This is a genomic window from Tenacibaculum agarivorans (assembly GCF_001936575.1).
Lineage (GTDB): Bacteria > Bacteroidota > Bacteroidia > Flavobacteriales > Flavobacteriaceae > Polaribacter > Polaribacter agarivorans.
Window position 1 is genome coordinate 385365 of the sequence record NZ_MSMP01000001.1, and the last position, 26071, is coordinate 411435.

The window sequence follows — 26071 nt, forward strand, 5'->3', positions numbered from 1 at the left end:
AACTTCTTTAATTCAGCCTTAAAATAACAATTTCCTAATTACCTTCCAAAGAAATAAATAATAACAGGATCTAATAAAAAGAGTATAGTCTGTTTTTTAAACAACAAAACAGTAGCTAAAAAAATGTGAGTTTGTGCTCAGATTTAATATAAGAAATTATTGTATGGGAATATTTTTGAGTGTATTTTTATAACACTGTCATATAATGTATCCTTGAATATTAGTATGTTTTCTTTATTTGCTGCTGATATAAAACATGCATTTTTTTCCAGATCATTCATCCATGTTTTTTCCCAATCTTCTAAAGTATAATGTGCCTTGGTTTTTTCAGTTACCAAATCGTCTTCATCTATTACTTCATGTGTATAAGCATCAATCTTATTAAAAACCATTATTGTTGGTTTATTTGAACTGTCTATTTCATCCAAAATTTTATTTACTGAAGTAATATGATCTTCAAAATTAGGATGTGAAATATCAACTACATGTACCAATAAATCTGCTTCTCTTACTTCATCTAGAGTCGACTTGAAAGACTCTACTAACTGTGTAGGTAATTTTCTAATAAACCCTACTGTATCCGTAAGTAAAAAAGGCACATTTTTTACCACTACTTTTCTAACAGTAGTATCTAAAGTTGCAAACAGCTTATTTTCAGCAAAAACCTCACTTTTACTAATTAAGTTCATCAATGTAGATTTACCAACGTTAGTATACCCCACTAATGCTACCCTAACTAGTTTTCCTCTGTTCTTTCTCTGAACAGCCATTTGCTTATCTATGGTCTGTAACTTTTTTTTAAGTAGAGAGATTTTATCTCTAATGATACGACGGTCAGTTTCTATTTCTGTTTCTCCAGGTCCTCTCATTCCTATCCCCCCTTTTTGTTTATCAAGGTGAGTCCACATTCTTGTTAACCTAGGTAACAAATATTCATATTGTGCTAATTCAACTTGTGTTTTAGCTGAACTTGTTTGTGCTCTTTTTGCAAAAATGTCTAAGATTAGATTGGTCCTATCTAAAATCTTACAGTTTAACACTTTTTCTATATTTCTTAATTGAGCAGGCGATAGTTCATCATCAAAAATTGCTGTACCAATCTCATTTCCTTCAATAAATGCTTTTACATCTTCTAACTTACCTGATCCTATAAATGTTTTAGGGTTAGGTCGGTCTAGTTTTTGTAAAAATCGTTTCACAGGAACTCCACCAGCAGTAAATGTTAAAAATGCCAACTCATCTAAATATTCGTTTGCTTTTTTCTCGTCTTGGTGTTGTGTTATTACTCCTATTAAAACGGTTTTTTCCGATATTACCTCTTGCGTTTCAATCATAGAAGGCAAAAGTACAAATTCCTAAGATGATATTGTTGAATTCTTTGTACACTTATATACAAAAGCTGGCGGCATATTTAAAGGCTGAAAGTGCAATGTAACATTCTCTTTTTTGAAAATCTTTTTCATTTTTTTAAAATAGTCTAAACTATATTGAAATTGAGAAAATGTACCTTTATTTTTTAATGCGCTATACGATGCTTTTAAAATCTTTTTAGAGACTTCTTTGGGAATAATTGATAAAGGTAAACTTGAAACTATATGATCTACTGATGTAAAACCTCTGTTATTAATTTCTTCAATAATATTTTCGGCAGACACCTTTAAAACAGTAAGTTGTGGATGGTTTATCTTTAGCAATTCATTGTAGAATAGCTCATTGATTTCAAAACAAATCAGATGTGAGTTTGGTTGTATTTTCTGAAGAATGTGTTTTGTAATAGCTCCATTTCCTGCTCCTAATTCAACTATCAAATTAGCATCACTAAAATTGATACCTTTCAACATCTTTTCAGCTAAAAAACGAGAACTTGGAACTAGAGTTCCTGATGTTTTTGCTGTTGCTATGGCTTCTTTAAAGAAATTAAACTTCTTCCCCAAAAGTATATTTTTTTATTTTTACAGAAAAATTGTTAGGCAAATATGCGCTTTTTTCAAGATTTATTTCGTCTTTTTTATCCAAATTTATGTGTTAATTGTGATAGAAACTTATTTTCTTCTGAAAAAATTTTATGCGGTCATTGTAAAAATGACTTACCTATATTACAAAATAACGATAATATAACTGAGCTATTTTATGGTAGAATAAATGTAGAACAGGTTGTTTCTTTTCTTTCTTACCATAAGAATAATAGTACGCAAAAACTTATTCATACATTAAAATACAAGGGAAGAGAGGATATTGGTGAATTTTTAGGAGATTGGTTTGTTAAAGAGTTTAATTTATTATCTAGGTTTTCTGATATCGATGTTATTCTTCCTGTCCCTTTACATAACAAAAAATTGAAGACTAGAGGTTATAATCAGCTGACTTCATTTGGTCAAAAAGTTTCAAAAGAATTGAATATCGAATTTTGTTCTACCAAATTCCTAAAGGTTTCTGCAACAAAAACGCAAACCTTTAAAAATCGTTTCGATAGATTTTCCAATCATTCTAGTTTTAAACTCAGTGACCCTTCTTACTTTAAGAACAAACATATTCTACTAATAGATGATGTAATTACTACAGGAGCTACGCTTATTTCTTGCTGTGAAGAGCTTTTAAAAGTTGAAGGTGTAAAAATTAGCATTGCTACCTTAGCTTTAACAAAAAAAATCTAGTAGTTTTTACTACTTTTGATGTATGTTTAAATTTATTCATGTGAAATTTTTTAAGCGACTTGCTTTATTGATATTAGGTTGTATTACAATATCTAATTGTGCTAGAAAAGGTACTCCTAATGGTGGGCCTAAAGATGAAGAAGCTCCAATTTTAGTAGCAGCTAAGCCTGAGTTTAAAAGTTTAAATTTTAATGATGATAATATTAGAATTTACTTTAATGAATATATTACACTAAAGGATTTAACTAAACAGCTAATTATTTCTCCTCCTTTAAAGAATAATCCTTTGATAACTCCTCAGGGTACTCCAAGTAAATATATAAATATTAAAATTTTAGATACACTTAGAGATAATACAACATATACTTTTAATTTTGGAAATGCTGTACAGGATAATAACGAAAACAATCCTCTTGAGAATTTCCAATATTTATTTTCTACAGGTGATTTTATCGATTCCTTATCTATTAGTGGCTCTGTAAAAGATATTGCTTTAACAAAGCCTGATAAAAATTATAGTGTTTTACTTTATAAAATTGATTCTACTTTCAACGACTCAATAGTATACAAACAAAAACCTAACTACGTTACTAGAACGTATGATTCTATTAATTATAAGTTTACAAATCTTAGAGATGGTAAATACTTTTTAATGGCGATAGATGAAGAGGTTTCTGATTATAAGTTTAGTTCTATTACAGATCAAATAGGTTTTTTAACGGATACTATTTCACTTCCTAGAGATAGTGTAATTACATCTCCTATTATCCTATTCAAGGAAATACAGCCTTATAAGTTTAAAAGAGGTAGAGAGGTTAGTAAAGGAAAAATTCAGTTTGGTTATACTGGTAGGCAAGAAGGAATGAAATTAAAACTTACTTCAGATGTACCTTCCGATTTTAAAGCTGAATCTGAATTTGAGCAAGATAGCGACACCTTAAATTATTGGTATTACACAAAAGAAAAAATAGATTCTCTGAACTTTTTAGTTACTGAAAAAAGTACTGTAGATACTATTACCGTTTTTTTACGTAAAAAGAAACTAGATTCTCTATCTATTGAATCTAACGTACAAGGTATTTTGCATTTAAAAGATACATTGATACTCAGCACTAACAATCCTATTTCAACGTTTGATCCTTCTAAATTTTCTCTTGTAGATGGTGATACCGTTGCGATTGAACATACCTTGAAAAAGGTGTCTATTAATAAATTAGGGCTCTTTTTTAAGAAAAAATCAAACACTTCTTATAAGTTCACTGCATTACCTCAAGCTATAGAAGATTTATATCAAGTTAAGTCTAAAGACACTCTTTCGTATTCTTTTAGTACTAAAGATATAGAAGATTATGGAAGTATTATTTTAGATGTTAAAAAAGAAGTAAGTTCTCCAGTAATTATAGAGTTGTTAACAGATAAAAAAGTAATTAAAAAACAAATTATTACTGCTTCAGGAAAGGTTGAGTTTGACGTGCTTGAACCTCAAAAATATATAATTAGAGCAATAGTAGATGAAAACAATAATGGAATTTGGGATACCGGTAATTATTTGAAGAAAAAATTTCCTGAACGAATTATTTATTATCCTGAAGATCTCCCTGAGCTAAGACCTAATTGGATTTCGAATTTAAACTTTATTATAAAATAAAAAGGGACTAAAATGTCCCCTTAAATTAATTCATAGTTTTTATACAAATATTTATAACGAAAAATCCAAGTGCAATTCATAAGACACTGCTACTGATTGTCCATTTTTCTCTGCTGGTTTTATTCTTGATAGTTTAGAAACTAATTCTTCACTATATTTTGTTAGAATACTCGTTTGATCGTTATTATTTTCATCAACCGCTTTTACATTTACTACATCTCCGTACTTGTCAATAACAAAACTTACAATAACCTTACCAACGATTTCTTTATCTAAAGCCTCTTCTGGATATTCAAAATGTTCTTGTATAAAATCCCCTATTCCAAGATTAAAACATCTTAATCTATCCTTATGTTCTGGGTTTTTACAAGACTGAAATGAAGGTAGTTTATCCACCTGTTGGAAGTTGTAAACATGATTACTCAACTTTGTAGTTCCAAGTTCATTTTTAAAATTTGCTTGCTGCTTTTCATTAGAAATACCTTTGGTAGAGAGAGATAAGGCGTCTATACTTTCAGCAATTCGCTTTGTTCTTTGGATTTCTTTTTTCCTTTTTCGAAGGAATCTTCGTTTCGTGTTATTAAGCCCTAAAACAATATATCTAGAAGGGGTAGAATCATCTCCTGCATATTTTGATTTGCACTTATCAACACCATTAAGATCTGTCTTAGTGGTAACTTTTGACGGCGAATCGCACGTCTTTGTGGACTGTGATGTTACAATTTGTTGTAAAAATAACAAACATAAAAGTAACCAATGTAATTTTTTCATCTAGGGGGATTTTACTTGGTTATTACTAATATAATATTGGGATGTTAAAATTAACAAAATTTTATTAAAAAACAAAAAAACATGTTATATTAATTCGCGAATTAATAATTAACATGCTCTTTTTCTGAGTTTTACAAAAAAATATTTTATCTTTTTTGGGTTATTTATTCATTTTAGCCCAAGTATCTCGTAGTCCTACAATTTTATTGAACACTAATTTTTCTTCAGTAGTATCATTATCAACATTGAAATACCCTAAACGTTGGAATTGAAATCTGTCTCCAATTTTTGAGTTTACTAATGCTGGTTCTACAAATGCATTAATAACATGTAAAGAATCTGGATTTAAGAACTCCATAAAATCTTTATCTTTATGAGAGTCTGGTGCTTCATCAGAAAATAAACGATCATATACTCTAACTTCAGCTTTTACTGCGTGTTTAATAGATACCCAATGTAGGGTTCCTTTAACTTTTCGTTTACTCTCTTCGGTACCACTTCCAGATTTACTCAAAGGATCATAAGTACAATGAATTTCTGTTATGTTTCCTTCTTCATCTTTTACACAGCTTTCTCCTTTAATGATATAAGCATTCTTTAAGCGCACTTCTTTACCTAATGTTAACCTGAAGTACTTTCTATTTGCTTCTTCTTTAAAATCCTCTCTTTCGATGTATAATTCCCTAGAAAAAGGAACTTCTCTTGAGCCTGCGTCTAATTCCGGATTGTTCTCTGCAATTAAAATTTCTTCTCCATCTTCAGGGTAATTTGTAATTACCAGTTTAACAGGATTTAAAACTCCCATTACACGATTTGCATTTTTATTTAAATCTTCACGGATCTTAAACTCTAATAACGCAACATCAATTACATTTTCACGCTTAGAAACTCCTACAGTTTCTATAAAACTTCTAATAGATGCTGGTGTGTACCCTCTTCTTCTTAATCCTGAAATTGTTGGCATTCTCGGATCATCCCAACCAGAAACTATACCTTCTTCTACCAATTTAAGTAGCTTTCGTTTACTCATTATGGTATAACTCAAGTTTAACCTTGAGAATTCACGTTGTTTTGGAGTTAATGGGTATTCACTTTTACTATATTCGTATACATGATCTCTAAACCAATTGTATAAATCTCTATGAGGCTTGAATTCTAGAGAACATAGTGAGTGGGAAATTTGTTCAATGTAATCGCTTTCTCCATGCGTCCAATCATACATAGGATAAATCACCCAATCATTACCTGTTCTATGGTGTGATTTCTTAAGAATTCGATACATTAAAGGATCTCTTAATAACATATTTGGTGAAGCCATATCAATTTTAGCGCGTAAAACGTGTTCACCTTCATCAAATTCACCATTCTTCATTTTAGTGAATAGATCTAAGTTTTCTTCGACAGTTCTATCTCTATACGGACTAGCAACACCAGGTTCTGTAGGTGTTCCTTTTTGTTCCGCCATTTCCTCAGAAGTTTGGCTATCTACATAGGCTTTTCCATCTTTTATCAATTGAACCGCCCAGTCATATAACTGTTGAAAGTAATCAGAAGAATAACACTCATTTTCCCATTGATATCCTAACCAAGCTACGTCTTTTTTTATTGCATCAACGTATTCTTGCTCTTCTTTTGCTGGATTAGTATCATCAAAACGTAGGTTTACTGGAGCATTATATTTTTCACCTAAACCAAAACTAATTCCAATAGCTTTGGTATGTCCAATATGAAGATACCCATTAGGTTCAGGAGGGAAACGAAAACGTAAATTTTCGTTTTTCATACCGTTCGCTAAATCTTCTTCAATAATTTGCTCAATAAAATTTAATGATTTCTTTTCTTCTGACATACTCACTATAAGTTTGAAGGCAAAAGTAATTATTTATAAAAAAAAAGCAGCGAAAAACTATTCGTTTTTGCTGCTTAATTATTGAAGTGGTTTAAAAATATTTTAATTACTCTACTGAAAAAGTATTATTTAAAGGATTTACATCTGCCATGTATCCACTTTTATCTATAGTAACTGATTTCACTGGTTTTTTCACTTCAAAGCTGTAGGTAGGATAAGCCCAACCCCAATCTTTTAATAATGTAGCTTTGGTAGGCTTGTTTCCTCTCATCATTTCAATAGGAATATTAAATGCTTCTTTTGTTCCGTCAGTATATTGAACCTCTATATCCATAGGCATAGGCATTGCTCCAACTCTTTCCAAGGTAATCTCTTTGTCTTTTACTTGCTTTACTCCATAATCTATAAAATGTGTAGTTTGTGTCCATTCATTTAAATACCAATCCAAGTGAATTCCTGACACTTTTTCTGCACATCTTTTAAAATCATTTGGTGTTGGATGTTTGAAAGAAAAATCATCATAATATTTTTTTAAGGTTTTTGCTACATTCTCTGCTCCAATAACATACTCCAATTGGCTTAAGAAAATACACCCTTTACTATAACTCGCAATCCCATAAGCTCTATTTGTATGATATCTATCTGCATGAGTAGATATCGGTTCTTCACTTCCAGATTTTACTAAATATGTATATCCTTTATAAGATCCAAGATTAGGATTGTCTTTATTTTTTTTCATAATAAAATCACTAGCTTTATTCGAGATGTAGGTAGTAAAACCTTCATCCATCCAAGGATGTTTGCTTTCGTTAGTTGCTAATAAAAATTGAAACCAGGTATGTGCTAACTCATGTGCTGTAACTCCAAATAAGCTTCCCCAAGGACGTTTTCCTGTTATTAAAGTACATTGTGCATATTCCATTCCTCCATCTCCTCCTTGAATTACTGAATATTGTTTATATGGGTATTGACCAATATGTTCGCTAAAATAGTCCATAAGTTCAGCGGTTTTTGGTTGCAATTTTTTCCAATTTTCTAAATATTCAGGCTCTAGTGTTTTTTTGTATAAGAAATGTAGATCAATACCATTTTTCATGGTGTAGATATCATGTGCATACTCTGGATCAGCTGCCCAAGTAAAATCGTGGATATTTTCTCCTTTAAATTTCCAAGTTAATTTATCTCCTTTTGGCAATTTAAGTTTCTTGCTTTTATCTTCATATCCGTGACCTACTTCTTGTGGGTTTTGTAAATCTCCTGAACCTCCAACAACAAATTTTTTATCAATATGTAAGGTTACATCAAAATTACCCCAAACACCATGAAACTCTCTCGCAATGTATGGTGGTGTATGCCAACCTTCAAAATCGTATTCTGCTAATTTAGGATACCATTGCGTCATAGATAATACTACACCTTCTTTATTATTTCTTCCAGATCTACGAATCTGAACTGGCACTTGAGCATCAAACTCCATATCTAAAGTTATCTTTTTCCCTGGCTTGATCGGTGTATGTAAAGTAACTTCAAGTATGGTTCCTACAGTTTCATAGCTTACCTTTTTACCATTTTGTTTTAAGCTATTTACTTTTATAAATCCTATTTCATTAGGTTGTAAAGTTTGAATTCTACTTGCTTTGACTAGTTCATCACCAACAACTTTTTCTGTTACCATTCTACCATCTGGATCTTCTATAGTATGCAAACGAGCATTCATTTGAGAACCTGGTTGAAAAGCATTAAAATATAAGTGGTAAAATACTTTATTTAATTCATCAGGTGAATTATTAGTGTATACTATTTTTTGTTTTCCTTTATATTGATATGTATTTACATCCATATCAATATCCATAGTATAATCAACATGTTGTTGCCAATAACCATCGTTTTTAGATGAAGTTGATTTTTGCGCAGAAGTTGCACAAGAAATCATAAATATCGACACTACTAAATAGGTGATTTTTTTCATATTTGATTGAATAAAAAAAAGAGCATTTTAACAATGCTCTTTTTTATGTTATCGTTTTTTTATTTACTACTTACCATTTTTTCTGCCATTTGCAATGCATTATATGCATTTACTACACGACCAGATACTGATAAGTCTGAAAAAGGAACTAACTCTTCTTCTGAACCATATCTTCTCCCTGTTCCAGGCTTAACCACTTGCATGTTAATTTTAGTTCCAGAATTCATAATAATATGCTTTACCTGACTTGCAGATAACTGTGGATAATAAGAACGAATTAATGCAGCAACTCCAGCTGTAGAAGGTGAAGCCATTGACGTTCCACTAAATTTCTTATATTCTCCTTCAGGAGTAGTAGAATAAATTTGTACACCTGGAGCAAAAACATCTACATTAATTTTTCCATAGTTTGAGAAACCTGCTGGTAATTCTTTATTGTAGTTAGAGCTCATAGCTCCTACAGTTAAGAAGTTATCTGAAACTTCATTTACTAAATCTGGCGCATCATTTGGAAACGTTTTTTCAACATCTATGTTTTTCCCATCGTTTCCAGCTGCATTAACAATTAATACATCTTTAGAAGCTGCGTATTTAATAGCATCGTAAACCCATTCTTTATTTGGTGAAAATCCTTTACCAAAACTTGTATTAATTACTTTTGCTCCGTTGTCTACTGCATATCTAATTCCTAACGCTACATCTTTATCATACTCATCTCCGTCAGAAACAGATCTTACTGCCATAATTTTTACATTATTAGCCACACCATCCATTCCTTTTCCATTACCTCTTGTAGCTCCAATAATCCCTGAAACGTGAGAACCATGAGCTTCATCTTTTTCAGAGTGTCCTGTATTACCGTCTCCAGAACCTGGCTTATCATTAATATCGTAAGCGTTATCTCCTACTATAGTTCTATAATCTGTTTTAAGATTATCACCATCTATAGTTTTCTTTGCTTTTTTAAGCTCTCCATCTAAGTATTCTTCTGCTTCATTCATTGTAGGAAAACCAAAACCAAAGGTTTGTTTCGCAATAGCCAAAGCTTCATTCAAGGAAGCATCATCTGTTTTTATAGATTCTACTTCTTTTAAAGTGTAATCATCTTTCTTAAAATGGCTCTTCAAATTTGCATTGGCATATTTTACCTGAGCCATAATTGAATTATATCTAAATTGATTCTTTTTTGCTTCTTCTACTTTCTTATCTTGGAATTTTTTTACTTCTGCTAAAGTTTCTGCATCTGCAATAGAAGGATTCATTAAAATTCTCTCATACTCTAAATGCTCTTTATATGATTTTCCTAAGAAGTTCCAACCATTAATATCATCTACATATCCATTATTATCGTCATCTTTATTGTTTCCAGCTACTTCATCTGTATTTATCCAAGCTACATCTTTTAAATCTTCATGTCCTAAATCGGTACCACTATCTACTACTCCAACTACTACTTCTACTCCTTTTTTTCCAGCTAAAAATTTATGTGCCTTAACTACACTCATACCTGGAATTGAATCAGTAGCTAAATCTAAATGTTGCCAGTTGTTCTCTTCAAATGTAGTAAGTGGTTGTTTTTTTTCTGCAATACTTACTTCATTGTTCATTGCAGGTGGTACTGGTAATTTATGTAAGTTAGCCACCGACGAACAGCTAGCTAAACTAGCTAAAACGATTGAGGATACAATTGGCTTGTAAATTTTCATATTCATGTTTCTATCTCTCTTTAATTTAAATGTCTTTATAAGTTATTTTTTGTTTACTTCATAGGTAATCACTAAAAGCAAAAATAATGATTATTAAAATAAATTTTAATTTGATTCGTTAATTATTAAATTTTTAACTATTTAAAATATGAAAAATCTACAAAGTCTAAAAAAATTTGAACTATCTAAAGAGGATACTAAAAAAATTAGTGGGGGAGATAATGGTCAAGGCAGTGTTTTTCAGATTCAACTATGTGAATCAGCTGTTAATTTAGCTCAAACAGTAATTGATAATGGTTTTGGAAGATGCCCAAGAGGCTGCTGGGAACAAGAAATTATATGGGCTGCAAATTCTTGCCTTGGTAATTCTGATAAACCTTGGATAGGTCCTTTCTAGAAACGAATATTAGCCTAGTTATAATTAGGCTAATCTTACTTTTAATTAAATATCTCTGTAAATTTATATGTTTTGTCTAAGCGCACTCCTTTTTCAGTATGTTTTACTGTAACCAGTTCGTTATGAGCATCATGTTCTAAAAACAAATAATACTCATGGTCAGCAGCTACATTTAAAAAGGATTCTTTTTCTTTTATGGTGAGTAAAGGTCTGGTATCGTAACCCATAATGTAAGGTAACGGAATATGACCTGCGGTAGGTAATAGATCGGCCATAAAAACAATGGTTTTTCCTTGGTACTGAATTTTAGGAAGCATTTGTTTTTCTGTATGACCATCTTTAAATAAAACATCAAAACCTACATAGTCTTTAGTGTTTAGATGTAAAAAATTAAGTTGCCTACTCTCTTGAATAGGTAAAATATTTTCTTTTAAAAAAGAAGCTTTTTCTCTTGGGTTTGGATGCATAGCCCAATCCCAATGACGACTATTACTCCAAAACCTTGCATTTTTAAATGCTGGTTCAAATCCTGTTCTATCTTTATTCCATTGAATTGCGCCTCCACAATGATCGAAATGCAAATGAGTTAAAAATACATCTGTAATATCATCTCTATGGAATCCTATTTCTGCTAATGATTTGTCTAAAGAAAAATCTCCATAGAGGTAGTAGTAACCAAAAAATTTATCTGATTGTTTATTTCCTATCCCTGTGTCAATTAATGTTAATCGATCTCCATCTTCAATAAGCATACATCTCATTGACATTTCAATCATATTATTATGATCTGCAGGATTCGTTTTTTGCCACAGTGATCTTGGAACAACGCCAAACATTGCTCCTCCATCTAATTTAAAATTACCTGTTTCTATAGGATAAATACGCATAAGGACAAAGATGCAAAAAATTAGTGAGCAAAATAGTTAATAAATTAGTAATACTTACAAAAAAGAGCACTTGTAAGTGCTCTTTTTATAATATGTTTAACTTTTGGTTGTTTTATCTACAAGATAACCTATAGTGAAGTTACTTTCCCAATCGAAAATTAGTGTGTTACAATCTGTACCTTCCACCAGTGCTTTGTATATGTTTAATCCTGATTGTACTTTTTTCCCTTTCTCTGCTGCAATCTTATCAAACTTTTTTCCGTCAGTAAAAAGTAGGGTGTACCTTTCGTTATTTTTTCTCAATCCACTTGCTAGTTGAGCAGGAACTCCTCCTATGAAAAAACAATACTTAGTGTTTTCCTTAGGAATAGAGGCTACTATTTTTTTAACATCATCAAATACTTGTTCATCTTCTGTTCCTCTTTGATGATACTTACTACCATGAGTTTCTAAAACTATAGTGTCATTATCTTTAATGTACGATACCTTTGTATTTCCTGAACCTAAATCTACTATAAATGATTCTTTAGCAAACTTTTTGGGCAATACTGATTTAAGCGCATAGATTCCTTCTTCTTTTGGTGTCACTACTTTAGTTTCATGATCTTTTTTTCTAAGTTCTTCGACAAACAGATTGGTGCCTTCTTCTTTTATAGCTCCTGAACTTACTACAAAACTAATATGCTCTTTACTCACGCCTATACTTTCAATCTCTTTGATAAAACTATCTAGCTTCCCTTCAATTTCCTCAGCAGTTGTCATTCCTTCAGCAATTAAGCTTTTACCATACTCTAAATGCTTAAGTTTCCAGTTACTTAATGTATCTATTTCAATAATAAAATAATTATAACCTGTATTGCCTAATTCGACCACTCCTTTTAAAGTTCCACTAACAGGAGCTTTAGGTAAATAGTTAAATTTTGCACTAATACTATCTACAGTTTTCTCACTACTACTATTGGTTTTACAACATATTAATACTATGGATAAAACAGTTATAAAGGTGTATTTTAAAAAATTCATAAGAGCAGATTAAACACTTCTAATATTATTAAACTTCTGTTAGTAGGGTAAATTTAATAAGTACCCAATAGTAAAATTAGCATCCCAATCGAAAATAATCGAACTTGGGTTTGTTTGGTCGTTAATGGCCTTAAAAATAGTAAGTCCACTTGCTACTTTTCTACCTTTTTGTTCTGCCAATTTAGCATAGGTAGTTATATCTTTATTTAGAATAGTAAATCGCTCATTTCCTTTTCTTAATGTTTTTGCCATTTGATACGGTACTCCTCCAATAATAAAGCTTTGTACTCTTTTAGTTTGAGGTACTTCTGATGCAATTTTATTAGCTTCTTTATATACTTTACTTGCGTCTATATTTTTTTGAAAATATTTAGCTCCGTGAGTTTCTTTACTAATGATTTTATTTCCATCGAGATAAGCAATCTTAGTGTTTCCAGAGCCTATATCTACTACGAATGCGGTTTCTTCAAAACATTTAGGCATTGCACTTTTTAAGGCATATTGCCCTTCCTCTTCCGCAGTTACCACATTTACTACATACCCTATTTTTTTTAATTCTTTTTTAACGGTCTTAGTAATTGTTTTTTGATCTGCTCCAGAGCTTATTACAAAATGTACATCTTTAGGATTTACTCCAAATTCAAGGATTTTTTGGATATATGATTTCAGTTTAGCGTTAACTTCTTTTGTATTCGTTAATTCTTCCAAGATTAAACTGTTCCCAAACTCTTTCCTTTTGGCTTCCCAATTTTTATCCTTATCAACTTCAATAATGAAAGAGTTAAATCCCGAAGCTCCTAATTCAACAACTGCTTTTAATTTTCCTTGAACTGGTTTTTGAGGCTTAAAATTAAATGTCGCTGTTTCCTTATCATTTTTTATACTTGGGACTGCAGTATTTCCTTGCTTGATTTCAGTCGCAACCTTTGTTTCTTCTTTTTTTTCTTGTGTTCTACAAGATGATAATAGTGCCAATGTGAGCACCAACAACAATTTTAAAAACGTTGTTTTTCTCATGTGTTTAAAATTTTTACTTCTGAATATTCAAAAACTCGAATACGCTCAAAAGACCACATAAATTCTAATCATTTTCTGTATGAATTTGAAATGATAAAAATCCATGCCCGTTTCGTTCTAAATTTTAATTAGTTTAAATTTTTTACTTGGAGAGACGTACAAATATATACTTTTTGAAAAAGAATTGAAAACTGCTAATATTAAAAAAATGTTTCTAGAACTATAAATAGAAGCAACTTTTAATAAGTAATTAGGTTCTTCAATAGCCATGAAACAAGAGTTCTGATAGTAATTGAAATTTAAAGCATTACTTTACGCTCATGACTCACTTTTAATCATTCATTCCTAATTTTTATACGTTTGTGGTTTTTATCTATTTGTTTTTATGGTGCTATTTTTAACTTTATAAACTGTCTGACCTAAAACTAAGTAGTTAAATTAATTGGGGGATTAACTGAAGTTACTTAGTATCTAAAAGACCTTAAGCCTTTCCCGTGGAAGGCTTTCGTAGTATGTACAAGCAAAAACAATGATTATAGTATTCGCCGATATCACTATTGGTAAAATAAGAAAGCATCATAGTGACTATGATGCTTTTTGTTTATTTGGTAGAGAAACTATTTTCTTGATAAACTAAACTTTAATCCCCCAATTATTATTTAAGTTTATGAGTAATTTTCTCTATTCCTATACGACAAATTTATATTGAAGTTCTTAGGATATAGTTCAATAATGTTACTTCTCATAAAAAACTATAAACTACTGTTTTTATATCTTTTATCTATATAAAATGTAACATAGTTAACAATAAACATAATTTAATAGGTCTACTTATTGTATTTCTAAAATTATCTAATTATGATAATGACATTTAAAAAGTGAGTAAAAAACAACAACACAACCTGTTCAGGTTGTGTTGTTTCTATCAGCTATAAAACTAGCTACTAGTGAATGTAAAATTTTGATTCTTTTTGAACTTAAAAACACGTCCCCCAACTAGTTTTTATCCGAATCAAAAATTTATTATGCTGCAAATATAGCTTAGTCATCCACCTTGATTCTTCAATGATGTTACATTTTTAATTTATTGTATAAACTGTCATTATTCGTTCTTTTCTCGTTCAATTAACATGACAAATGACATTGTATATGTTGAAATTCACACCGTTTAAAAGGATATAACTCTTACTTTTTTACATGTTAACATCTCTAATTTATATCATCAAAGATGTATATTGAAGATTTATTTTGCATTTCCAGAACCAAATGTTTCACTTCCTTCTTTCCAATCTCCTGAAGTATCTCCTTCTCCATCGTATAAAATACTAGAGCTTGCTGAAGCTACTTCTGGCATGAAATCACCTGCAGTCCAAATACCTGCTGCAACAGCTACATTTTCTCTCGCACTTCCTGCTGCTCCCCATTGTACAAAATCTCTAATCGCATCTGAGCTAGTAAAGGCATTTGTTGCATATAAACCTAACCCTGCACTGTTACTTAAGTCATTCCAGTTTACGACTAAGAAATCTCCTGGCTCTAAAGAAGTGTTTCCACTAACTACTGTAGCATTCTTTAACTGTAAATACATCCCAGGACCTAAGCATAACCAGTAATCTGCTACATCTACAGCGATATCACCATTATTCCATAATTCTATTTGCTTACTTTGACTATAGTTTACTTCATTTATCACTACAGATTTCACTGGTGCTTCTAAAATATTTTTCTCTCCAAATGTAGCTTTAGTTGTTTCTGACCAATCAGCAGCTGCATCTCCAGTTCCGTCATAAATAATGTTGTGGCTATCATTCTGAACTTTTGCTACAAACTCACCAGCAGTCCAAATACCAGCTGCAGCAGCTACATTTTCTCTTGCACTTCCTGCTGCTCCCCATTGTACAAAGTCTCTAATTGCGTCTGCACTAGTAAATGCGTTAGTAGCGTATAAACCTAATCCTGCACTATCACTCAAATCATTCCAATTTACTACTAAGAAATCTCCTGCGTTTAAAGTAGTACTACCACTTACCACTGTTGCATTTTTAATTTGCACATACTTTCCTGGGCCTAGGCATAACCAGTACTCCGAAAGATCTACAGTTACATCACCATTATTCCATAACTCAATTTGCTTACTATCTGCATAATTTACTTCATTAATTACTACTGATTTTACAGGTTCTTGAGGAGTTTCTAAAACGTTAACATCTCCAAAAGTCATTTTAGCAGTCTCAGCCCAGTTATCAGCACCATTTCCTGTTCCATCATAAATAATACTATTGTCTTCATTTTTTACAACTGGAACAAACTGACCTGCAGTCCAAATGCCCGCTGCCGCTGCAACATTTTCTCTTGCGCTTCCTGCAGCTCCATATTGTACAAAATCTACAATAGCTTCTGAGTTTGTAAATTCATTTGTTGAGTATAAACCTAATCCTCCATTATCTGCTGGTAAATCGTAACTTACTACTAAATATCCTTTTGATGGTAATGCAATTGTACCTGATTCAGGAGTTAAGTCTCCAATTTTTTGATACGCTCCTGGACCTAAACATAACCAGTACTCGCTTAAATCTGCAGTTGCATTACCTCTGTTATAGATTTCTATTAAATTTTTATCGCCTTGATATTTAACCTCATTAAAAACTACATCTACTGTTGTTGGTTGTGGATTATCATTGCCTGTATCTGGATCTTGAATAACGTTGTCTTCTTCACTACACGATGCTAATGCTACAATTAGTGATAGTAAAAATAAGTTGAATGATTTCATGATATAAATTTTAATTAATTTCTGAGACGAAATTATCTCAAGCCCTTGTTTTTTGGGCAAATAAATAGAGGCAAGAGGAATTTTAATAGCCTAAAAGGGAAAAAAAAGGGTTGAATATTTTACTAAATATTGATAATTCTAATGCAACTACTTATAGTGGTCAGAAATGAGAAAGACTTTATGAAAATAAAATAAACTCATCAAGAAGAAGTATTCGAGAGTAGGCATCCAGTAAACCTAAGTATAAAAAGGGATGCCTTGATTTTTCAGACACCCCTTAAAACTTAGTTAAGTTCTAATATAAAAATACAGATCTTTTATTTGTAGGATTTAATTCTTTTAATTAGTGTTAATATTTTCATCTATTTTAGATTGTAAATACTTAATTTTAAATTTTAAATATTTAGTAAACAAAATGTATAGTCTTGTAATGAAAATAATTATGACTAATAAAACAACTAGGGCTAGTACGTCTAAAAAGCTAGATAAAAAGGACTTTTCAACTACGTAATTATTCATGTTTTCTTCTTTTTTTTAAAATTCTAAATTTTTTATTTTCAAATTTAAATAAAAATTATTTAACTCATAAGCACCTTAAAATTGACAATATAAATGTGACTAAAATTATATATTTGTAATATCATATTTATATTCTAGTAGGTCTCACTACTATTAGTATTGCTTGACCTGTTTTTTTATTGATTCTCACTTCAACTTCATGGCTTTCGGTTACATGAAAAGGAAGCTCTTTAATTTTTAGTCCTATGACCATCTTGTTGTTGATAATTATTCTTTTTTCATCTTTAACGTCTTCTTCATAATGTTGTAATTGTTCATGATCTATGATTTCGGTTAATCCAGTTACATAAGTTCGTACATCTTCAACTTTAAAGTCATCTCTTAATGTTTTTGGATTATCTAGTACACACTTTACATCGACATTCATGTAAGCATTAAAGAGGTCGTTACCATATCTGTGCCTAAATTTAACAATTCTTTCTAAATTAATATCCTCGTTTATTGATTCTGTCTGTTGATTTGAAAAATTATTCAAAAAAGTTGAGACTTCATCTATTGACTGAAAACTTAAAGCCTCTAAAGTACCAAATGAACCTATTTTAATTGTATGATTTTTGGATAAGTCTATTAATTTTTCTGATTCTGCTTCATTATCGTATAACCATCTTTTATATTCCTGTTTTTCAACATTTAAATCTTCAATTAACTTTTGAATACGTCCACCTCTTATAGCTTCTGCTCGTAATGGGTTTACTGTATTTGGTCCATCATTAAAAGCTAACATTGTCGAAAATCTAGAGACAATATTAGGATTAGCTTTTAACCATCTTTTTTGAAAAGCATCGGTGATATTAAGTTTTCTAACTATAGAAAATAGATTCCCTCCTGATACAATTTCAGCTCTAATCCCTGCTCTTGCTGATTGTCCTCCATCTAAATCTGCTGCAGCTAATTTGTACCAATTTTCTAATTCTTTGGCTTTATTAGGATCATCATTTAAAAAGTTAAATTGATCTATATTGGTAATAGTAAACTTATCTACTAAAAAGTCTACACTAAAATTGGCCCCAATAGGTGTTTCTTGTAAGAATTTGTCAATAAGATCTTGTTTTAACTTGGCATGAAGTACCTTGGAGGCGTTTACCATAAAAGGACTATTCTGAAACTGTTCTTTCCAAATATAGGCCCAGTGATTAGGATGAAAAGGACTATTAATCGGATTTACTCTTCCTCTTGCATAGTCTTCCATATAGTCTGGCGAAGCAATATCTAATTTATTAACAAACTTACTAAAGGCTATATCTACACTAGAAGGTAATACATAAGGAGGACTAAATCTATCTTTGTGCGCTTCATAATGCAATAAAAATTGCATATAATTCGCTCTATTCCAAGGAGTCAATCCATTATGATAATTTTCTTTAACCCTGATGGCTGCTTCTAATAAACCTTGTTTAAAATTAGCGGCATTAAGCTCATCTCCAATCAAAGCGTATTCGTGAAGTTCCAAACTGTTATTCGATAATTCAGTAATTACTTTATTCATGGCATTTCTAACACTTCCTAAATCTTTAAAATTTTGTAGTGGAATACCATTTACTTTTAAATTCGGATATAGAGAATTTGTAATATTTCCATTTTTAATTTCTGCCTCTCTCTGTTTTAAGAGTTTTAAAGCTTTAGTATTACTACGTTTTGCTCCACTTAACCTACTTGTTGCTTTGTTAACATTATTAGAAATAACATGATTAAACCCCGTAATATTACCTTCTTCAGTGTTTCTAAAATACGCTTTTCTAGCATCAGTGTAGTTAGTATAGTTTTCTCTTAATCTACCATTAATTACTCCTGTAATTAACTTTGTTTGCCTATCATACCATGCCCTTTCTTTTTCTAATGCTGCAGCTATCGCAGCTCTGTCGTTAGCTAGAGCAGTATTAAAAGAGTCACTAAAATTGAATCTGAAGTCACTAGGTTTATCGGTATTACCAGGACAATCACAAGGGTCTATACCTATTGGAATGATAAAAGGATCAAATTCTCCCGGTGGAACAGGAACAGGTTCTGCTGGGATTCCTGGTCCAGATGGTCCTGAAGGATCCAATGGATCTACAGGTCGTTCTGATGGTGTTTGTGCAAATACACATTGCGCTATTAAAACACAAAGTATGATACATAGGTTTTTAATTTTCATGGCTTTTTTTAGTTTTTAATAATCGTTTCTGTTTTCTTTTCTCCATCTACATATACGGTAATCACGTACATGCCTTGTTGCAATTGATCTCCATTTAAGTAATAGATATACTCTCCTTCGCTTTGCTGTTTTCCTTCTTCAAGAACTTGATTATTTCCTGTATTTAAGTGTGTAGCTTCAATACGAATATGGCTTTCTTGAGTTAGATTATAGGCTACAAATAATTCTTTGTGGAAAGGATTAGGATATAGTTTTATAAACTTGTCTGATCCTTGCTGTAAGTTTTCTAATACTTCTTCTGAAACTTCAGTTCCGTTTTCAGTTGTGGTTTTCTTTTTTGTTAATACCAAATAAAAAGTAGAACCTAACTCATGAAGTTCTTGAGCATAACTTTGTAACGCCAACACTAAATACGTCTTCCCTTCTATTTTCTTTTTGGTAATGGTTGCATTTGTGATTTGGTAATCTATGGTTTTTTCTGATGCACTGTTATAAAAAGCACGGTCTAACACTATATGTAGATTTTCAAAGGTAAAAGCATCTTTATCATTATATGCAATGTCACTAATTGTATTCTTTTCATTGCTAAAAGTATATTTTAAATTTTCCTCTTCTGTTTGGGTAAACGAAATATGCAAAGGGGTTTGTTGTATTATCTTTTGTTCTGACCAGTCTAACTGTACTAGAGATCCTTCCCAATTTCCCATAAGTTCTGTATCAGAAAACGGAGTTTTTGTATTTTCAACGGTAAATAACTTTTCCTGTAACTCTGTAAATTCAAAATTGGTACTCATCTGTTCTTTCATACAGGCAAGCATAGCAGTTTCATCAAATCGCTCTATACTTTGTAATAGTTCTACAGCTTTTTGTTTGTCTTGCGCCACACCATTTCCAAAATAGTACGCCACAGCTAACCAGTGCTTCGCCATTGGATAGGAACTTTGTTTGAATAATGCTACGGCTCGTTTATAATTTTGAGGTGTATCTCCTATTCCTTTATAAAATAAGTATCCTAATGCATATGTAGCTTTATCACTCCCTAGATCATAGGCTTTTTTGTACCATTTTTTAGCTTTTTTAATATCTACTTCAGTACCGATTCCTTTTTTATACAAATCGGCTAAATACACCATGGCAAAGCGATTGTCTTGCTTTGCTGCTTTTTTAACCAGCTTAAAACCTTTTTTGTGATGTGTAAGTTCTTCTTGTTTGGTGTAAATTTTACCTAAAAGCAATTGTGCTTTATCGTAGTCTTTTTCTGCACAGGGCACTAATAAAGCTTCTATTTCTGTGTACTCTTTTTCTGAATTCTGATTGACTTTTAACTCATACATAGCAATGCTTAGATTAAGTTCGCAGTCAGATTCTTTTTCTTGTGCTTTACCCTTTGCTACTACTAATAACAAGGCGACACATGCCATTTTTAATGTTCTCATAATTTATAATAATTGAATAATTAATATCAAGCACATACATGCTCATCTAGCTATTTTTTTAGAAACCAACCCAAGCATAATACATGCTTGAGCCGATCTCACTCTAGGGAAAAATAGAAAAACTAATCTTTATGATATAAAAGGTTCCCCGTCCTTACATCATTAATTTTTAGCTTTATCTATTTTTAATCTTTTTCTATTCATTTTTCCCAATTGAATATTTTGGTTTTTCATATCAACTTTCCCTGTCGATGTTTTACACTGCAAACCAACGGCAAAATCTTAGTGTATACAATTCATTATACTCGATATTTATAAATTACGAGTCGATATTTATGAATTTCGATGAACTGAAAATAGCTTAAAACACTGAAAACATTGACGTTTGATTTATTTTACTGTACAAAAGTAAATTGGTATTTTTGCTCAGCTTTGAAACTTGATTTTAATGAAAAAAGAACGAAATCCTTATCAAATTTTTAACAACTATTATCTAAGGACTCCCTTATTTTCTATTTCAGATTACCAAAAAATTATAGAAAAAGACAACCTATTAGATGAAGACATTAAAAGTATTCTCAGTAATCCAACCTTTAGAGAAGCTTTACAACTAGCCTCTCCAGATTTATTACTTCAGGTAGAAAGATGGGAAAAAGGATTATTAAAGCATGATGCTAAAATTCAAAAACTTAAAATTTCAGTATTAAAATATTTTACTCGAATTTCAAGTCGATGTACGCCTTTTGGTTTATTTGCTAGTTGTAGTTTAGGAAAATTTAGTACTGAATCAAACATAAGTTTGCAGGAAATAGCGCAATACAAACGAGTTACCTCTTTTGATTATACGTTTCTAAGCAAATTATCTTTGTTGTTATTACAAGATGAGCAACTCAAAAACCAATCACTTTTTTACGTAAATTCTAGTCTTTATAGAATTGGTGATCATTACAGGTATACTGAATACACAATAAAAAATAATAGACGGGAATACTCTCTAGAAGGTATTCAATTTTCACCATATATTGAAAAAATCCTCACTACTGCAAAACAAGGAGCTACTTTAAATCAATTAGCTGAAGTTATTACTGAAGATGATATTACCAACGAAGAAGCCATTTCATTTATTGAAGAATTAGTTCAAAATCAAATTTTAGTCTCAGAATTTGCATTAAATGTTACCGGTGAGGAATATCTAGAACGATTGTTAAAAACTATTCCTGAACATACTGAAATTTATCCGAAACTATTACAGCTAAAAAAAGAACTTACAAGATTAGATTCTAGCTTTGAGAATTCGAAAGATATATATAATAATATCATCAATTTATCCAAACAAATTGTTCCTAATCTTAACAAAGACTATTTGTTTCAAACCAATACTTTTTCTTCTACCCATCAAAATACATTAGATCGTTCTTTAAAACGAAAACTATATAAAGCTTTGAAAATCTTTAACAAAGTTACTTTACCTACTGCCAACAAAAGACTAGAAAACTTCAAACGCGCTTTTATACAAAGGTATCAAGATGAAGAACTACCTTTACAATTAGTATTAGACGCTGAACTGGGAATTGGGTATGGAGATTACAAGGATAATAACACTCCTTTATTAGAAAATATTCCTTTATTTCCTAAAGCAAAACGATATGAACGTACTATTTGGACAGATTATGATACTATTATGTCTCAAAAATTACATCAAGCGTTATTACATCAGGATAAAGTAATACAATTAACAGATGAAGACCTTAAAGAATTACCTGAACAATGGAATGATTTACCTGATACATTTTCCTCACTAATTGAAGTGTATAAAAACAAAGTATATGTTAAAAGTATGGGAGGATCTAGTGCTACTAATGTATTAGGTCGTTTTACAGTTGGAGACACTGAGCTATATGAATATGTAAAAGAAATAGCCGCACGCGAACAACAGTTACAACACAATAAAATTGTAGCAGAAATTGTTCATCTACCAGAAGATAGAACTGGAAATATTTTACGTAGAATGCATTTCAGAGAGTATGAGATACCATATTTAAGTACATCCACTATACCAACAAACTATAAGATTCCTTTAGAAGATATTTTAGTATCTGTACGCAATGATCGTATTTTATTAACATCTCAGCACCACCAAAAAGAAGTTTTACCACGACTAAGCAACTCACATAACTACAGTTACAACCCTTTACCTTTGTATTATTTCTTGGCGGAGTTACAAACCCAAAATCAAAGACGTAATATTAGGTTTAGTTGGAATACTGTACTAACAAATTTACCTTATTTACCAAGAGTTGAATATGATACTATTATACTTTCTAAGGCCAAATGGTTAATAAATACAGAAACATTACAAAAAATAGCGATAAATGATGGTAATGTATTAGAAAAAATAAAGTTATGGCAACAAGAGTTACAATTACCAGATTACGTGGAATTGGTAGAGGGAGATAATACCTTATTGATTTACATACATAATATAAGTTCAATACAAATTTTGTTTGATACAGTAAAGAACAAAAAACAGTTTGTCCTTCAAGAATTTCTTTTTGACACTGGTGAAATAGTTGCCAAAAACGGGAAATCTTATACAAATCAGTGTGTTGTTTCATTTTTTAATGCTAAAAAAGTACATGACGAATACAATTAAACATAATTTTTATCCTGGTGATGAATGGCTCTACTATAAAATATATTGTGGAGAAAATACAACCGATAAAATCTTAATTGAAACGATTCAACCTCTCGTTTCTTTTTTACTAGAAAATAAATTTATTGAAAAATGGTTTTTTATCCGATATTCAGATCCAGAACATCATCTTCGTATTCGATTTTTAGTAACTGACGTATTGCACATAAGAACAATACTTAAACAGATGAACACACAACTTAAAAAATATACTGAAAGTAAAGAAATATGGAATATTCAAATAGATACTTACCAAAGAGAAATTAAACGTTATGGGGCCACTACTGTAGAAATTGCTGAATCTTTTTTTTATAGAGACAGTGAATTTATTTTACAATTGCTTCATAATACAACTAATGATACTGATAAGTTAAATACTATACTATATTATATTAATCATATCATTGATTGTTTTAAGTTCTCTTTACAATATAAAATTTCCTTCATTGAAAAAATGAGAACTTCTTATAAAGAAGAATTTTATGCGAATAAACAATCCATGAAAATCATTAGTAAAAAGTATCAAAGTATAGAAAAATCAGTTGACCTAGATTTTTCAAACATTAAGATTAAAAATATTTTGGATCGATTCTTCGTAGTTAAAAATCAAGACAACTTGGAAGTAAATCTATCACAATTATTAAGTAGTCTAATTCATATGACTATAAATAGATTATTCAGTAGTAAACAGCGCTTATATGAATTAGTACTATATGACTTTTTATTGAAATTAAACCAAAAGAATCTCTACAGAAAGTAATATTATGAAAGTTATTAAATTATTCTTGCTCTTTTTACTTTTGAGTAGTTATACTTCTTTTACTCAAAAAATTCCTGATAGTTTAAAACAAAAAAGCTTAAGAGAACTTTTCAAAGGATACGAGGAAAACACCAATAATGATATAAAGATTGTTTATGCGAAGGCGTTTTTAAAGTTAGCAAAAAACAAAAAAATAAAGAAACGAATATTCGCTGGCTATTACATTTTATCTGGTCTCTATGACAATTCAAAGGTGCTATCTTATAGTGATAGTATAATCAGTTTAGTAACATCGACTGATTCTAAGTATTACGCAACAGTAGCGCACATGACAAAAGGTTATTATTTCCAAAAAAATTATCAATATAATAATGCTATTGATAATTTACTTCAGGCTAATAAATACGCAGAAGAATATGGTAATAAAACGCTCATGATTAAAATTAAATTCGGTATTGGAACTTTAAAGAGGAAAATTAAAGAATTTGATGAAGCAGCAAAACTACTAAAAGAAAGCCTAAATTATGCCAAAGAAAATAAACTAAATAAACAACATTTAGTATCATTGATAGAACTATCTAACATTTACACTGAATCTGAAAATATAGATTCTGCTAAGGTTTATATAAAGCTAGGGAAAAGGAAAGCGTTAAGTTTAAAAGACACTTTAAGATTTAATCACTTTATTTTTAATGAAAGTATCATTGGTTACCATGAAAAAAAATATGAAAGTGTACTTAAAAAACTAACAATACTCTTACAGTTTTTTAAAATAAAAAAGAAAAATAACTATTTAATCTTTACTCATTTTTATATGGGTAAGACATATGATAAATTAAGAAGGAAAAATGAAATGATAAAAAGTTATAAAAATGTTGATTCAATATTACAAATTGAGACTCCGGTAATTCCATACATTCGTGAGGCTTACACTAATCTAATTAACAACTATAAAAATGAAAGAGATTTACAACAACAATTATTCTATGTAAATAGATTGATAAAATTTGATAGTATTATAAATGTTAATAACAATTATGTAAATAAAACCATATATACTGAATACGATATTCCGAAACTTAAGGAGGAAAAGCAATTAATAGAAGAGAAATTAGAAAATAATAAAGCTTTATCTACTCAAATCGTAGTTGTTTTAGTATTAATAATCATCATTATCATAGCTCTTTTATTTTATCAATATAGAAGAAAAAAATTTTATAGAAAACGGGTAGATCAAATATTAAACGCTAAAGTTAAAGAAAAAACAAAAAAAAGTGTTGAAGTTAAAACTTACTCTATTAATATTCCAAGCGAAATTATTGATGGTATTTTACTAAAATTAGAAACTTTTGAGAGTCAAAATAAATTTCTCAATAATACAATAACGTTGAACTCTCTAGCAAAAGACTTTAATACCAACTCCAATTATTTATCTAAAATTATTAATTCCTATAAAAATGCTTCATTTAACAATTATATCAATTCCTTAAGAATAAACTATGTAGTACAAGAATTAAAAACAAATAATGTATACCGAAAATATACTCTTAAAGCTATAGCAGAAGAAATTGGTTTTAACAATAGTGAATCTTTTGCTAATGCATTTAAAAAAAATACAGGAATTACACCTTCATTTTTCATAAAAGAGCTAAACAAAAACTAAAAATCAATCGAAATTCATGAATCTTAGTATATTTAGAACTATTAAGCTTGTTTGAAATATTTGTTTTTTATTTTTTTGCCAAAAATTTAATATTATGAATGCAAATCCTAAAC

General features: G+C 30.3%; 18 protein-coding genes. 6 read left to right on the forward strand and 12 right to left on the reverse strand.

Features of this window, described 5'->3' with window-relative positions:
• Positions 1–143: 143 nt before the first annotated feature.
• Together hflX and BVC87_RS01720 are read right to left on the reverse strand one after the other, a co-directional pair.
• Positions 144–1334, reverse strand: coding sequence for a GTPase HflX (hflX, locus tag BVC87_RS01715; RefSeq protein ID WP_075340606.1), 1191 nt, complete (start codon positions 1332–1334; stop codon positions 144–146).
• Positions 1335–1355: 21 nt separating this feature from the next.
• Positions 1356–1934, reverse strand: a complete 579-nt coding sequence (locus BVC87_RS01720; protein ID WP_075340607.1) for a class I SAM-dependent methyltransferase — start codon at positions 1932–1934, stop codon at positions 1356–1358.
• 42 nt (positions 1935–1976) lie between these two features.
• Between BVC87_RS01720 and BVC87_RS01725 the strand changes: the two genes are divergently transcribed.
• On the forward strand, positions 1977–2654 hold the full coding sequence (locus tag BVC87_RS01725) for a ComF family protein (protein ID WP_075340608.1): 678 nt from the start codon (positions 1977–1979) through the stop codon (positions 2652–2654).
• Between the two features lie 40 nt (positions 2655–2694).
• Complete coding sequence (locus BVC87_RS01730; protein WP_234974613.1) at positions 2695–4302, forward strand: Ig-like domain-containing protein; 1608 nt, start codon at positions 2695–2697, stop codon at positions 4300–4302.
• Positions 4303–4353: 51 nt separating this feature from the next.
• On the opposite strand, the gene BVC87_RS01735 is transcribed toward BVC87_RS01730, so the two are convergent.
• From BVC87_RS01735 to BVC87_RS01750, 4 genes are all read right to left on the reverse strand, one after another.
• Complete coding sequence (locus BVC87_RS01735; protein ID WP_075340610.1) at positions 4354–5073, reverse strand: energy transducer TonB; 720 nt, start codon at positions 5071–5073, stop codon at positions 4354–4356.
• A gap of 160 nt (positions 5074–5233) precedes the next feature.
• On the reverse strand, positions 5234–6922 hold the full coding sequence (locus tag BVC87_RS01740; RefSeq protein ID WP_075340611.1) for a glutamine--tRNA ligase/YqeY domain fusion protein: 1689 nt from the start codon (positions 6920–6922) through the stop codon (positions 5234–5236).
• A gap of 106 nt (positions 6923–7028) precedes the next feature.
• Positions 7029–8891, reverse strand: coding sequence for a M1 family metallopeptidase (locus BVC87_RS01745; protein ID WP_075340612.1), 1863 nt, complete (start codon positions 8889–8891; stop codon positions 7029–7031).
• 59 nt (positions 8892–8950) lie between these two features.
• Positions 8951–10597, reverse strand: a complete 1647-nt coding sequence (locus BVC87_RS01750) for a S8 family peptidase (RefSeq protein WP_075340639.1) — start codon at positions 10595–10597, stop codon at positions 8951–8953.
• A gap of 148 nt (positions 10598–10745) precedes the next feature.
• On the opposite strand from BVC87_RS01750, the gene BVC87_RS01755 reads away from it, so the two are divergent.
• Positions 10746–10994: a hypothetical protein gene (locus BVC87_RS01755; protein ID WP_075340613.1), complete on the forward strand. Its 249-nt coding sequence runs from the start codon at positions 10746–10748 to the stop codon at positions 10992–10994.
• Between the two features lie 41 nt (positions 10995–11035).
• On the opposite strand, the gene BVC87_RS01760 is transcribed toward BVC87_RS01755, so the two are convergent.
• The 6 genes from BVC87_RS01760 to BVC87_RS01785 all read right to left on the reverse strand — a co-directional run bounded on the left by BVC87_RS01760 (position 11036) and on the right by BVC87_RS01785 (position 20843).
• Entirely contained in the window at positions 11036–11881 is an 846-nt protein-coding gene (locus tag BVC87_RS01760; RefSeq protein WP_075340614.1) for an MBL fold metallo-hydrolase, read from the reverse strand.
• 96 nt (positions 11882–11977) lie between these two features.
• A complete protein-coding gene (locus BVC87_RS01765) occupies positions 11978–12904 on the reverse strand; it encodes a hypothetical protein (protein ID WP_075340615.1) in 927 nt (308 codons plus the stop codon).
• Positions 12905–12943: 39 nt separating this feature from the next.
• The gene (locus BVC87_RS01770) at positions 12944–13921 is read right to left on the reverse strand and encodes a hypothetical protein (protein ID WP_075340616.1); all 978 of its coding nucleotides are present in this window, start codon (positions 13919–13921) and stop codon (positions 12944–12946) included.
• A 1243-nt stretch (positions 13922–15164) separates the two neighbouring features.
• Entirely contained in the window at positions 15165–16694 is a 1530-nt protein-coding gene (locus BVC87_RS01775; RefSeq protein WP_075340617.1) for a hypothetical protein, read from the reverse strand.
• 646 nt (positions 16695–17340) lie between these two features.
• Positions 17341–19407 (reverse strand): hypothetical protein, encoded by a 2067-nt coding sequence (locus BVC87_RS01780; RefSeq protein WP_075340618.1) that lies wholly within the window; start codon positions 19405–19407, stop codon positions 17341–17343.
• An 8-nt stretch (positions 19408–19415) separates the two neighbouring features.
• On the reverse strand, positions 19416–20843 hold the full coding sequence (locus BVC87_RS01785) for a tetratricopeptide repeat protein (protein WP_075340619.1): 1428 nt from the start codon (positions 20841–20843) through the stop codon (positions 19416–19418).
• Positions 20844–21291: 448 nt separating this feature from the next.
• On the opposite strand from BVC87_RS01785, the gene BVC87_RS01790 reads away from it, so the two are divergent.
• From BVC87_RS01790 to BVC87_RS01800, 3 genes are read left to right on the forward strand one after another with little or no spacing between them, the layout of a single operon-like run.
• Complete coding sequence (locus BVC87_RS01790; RefSeq protein ID WP_075340620.1) at positions 21292–23496, forward strand: lantibiotic dehydratase family protein; 2205 nt, start codon at positions 21292–21294, stop codon at positions 23494–23496.
• Entirely contained in the window at positions 23480–24295 is an 816-nt protein-coding gene (locus tag BVC87_RS01795; RefSeq protein ID WP_075340640.1) for a thiopeptide-type bacteriocin biosynthesis protein, read from the forward strand. The genes BVC87_RS01790 and BVC87_RS01795 overlap by 17 nt, the downstream gene beginning before the upstream one ends.
• 4 nt (positions 24296–24299) lie before the next feature.
• Positions 24300–25958, forward strand: a complete 1659-nt coding sequence (locus BVC87_RS01800) for a helix-turn-helix transcriptional regulator (RefSeq protein ID WP_083629180.1) — start codon at positions 24300–24302, stop codon at positions 25956–25958.
• Positions 25959–26071: the final 113 nt, after the last annotated feature.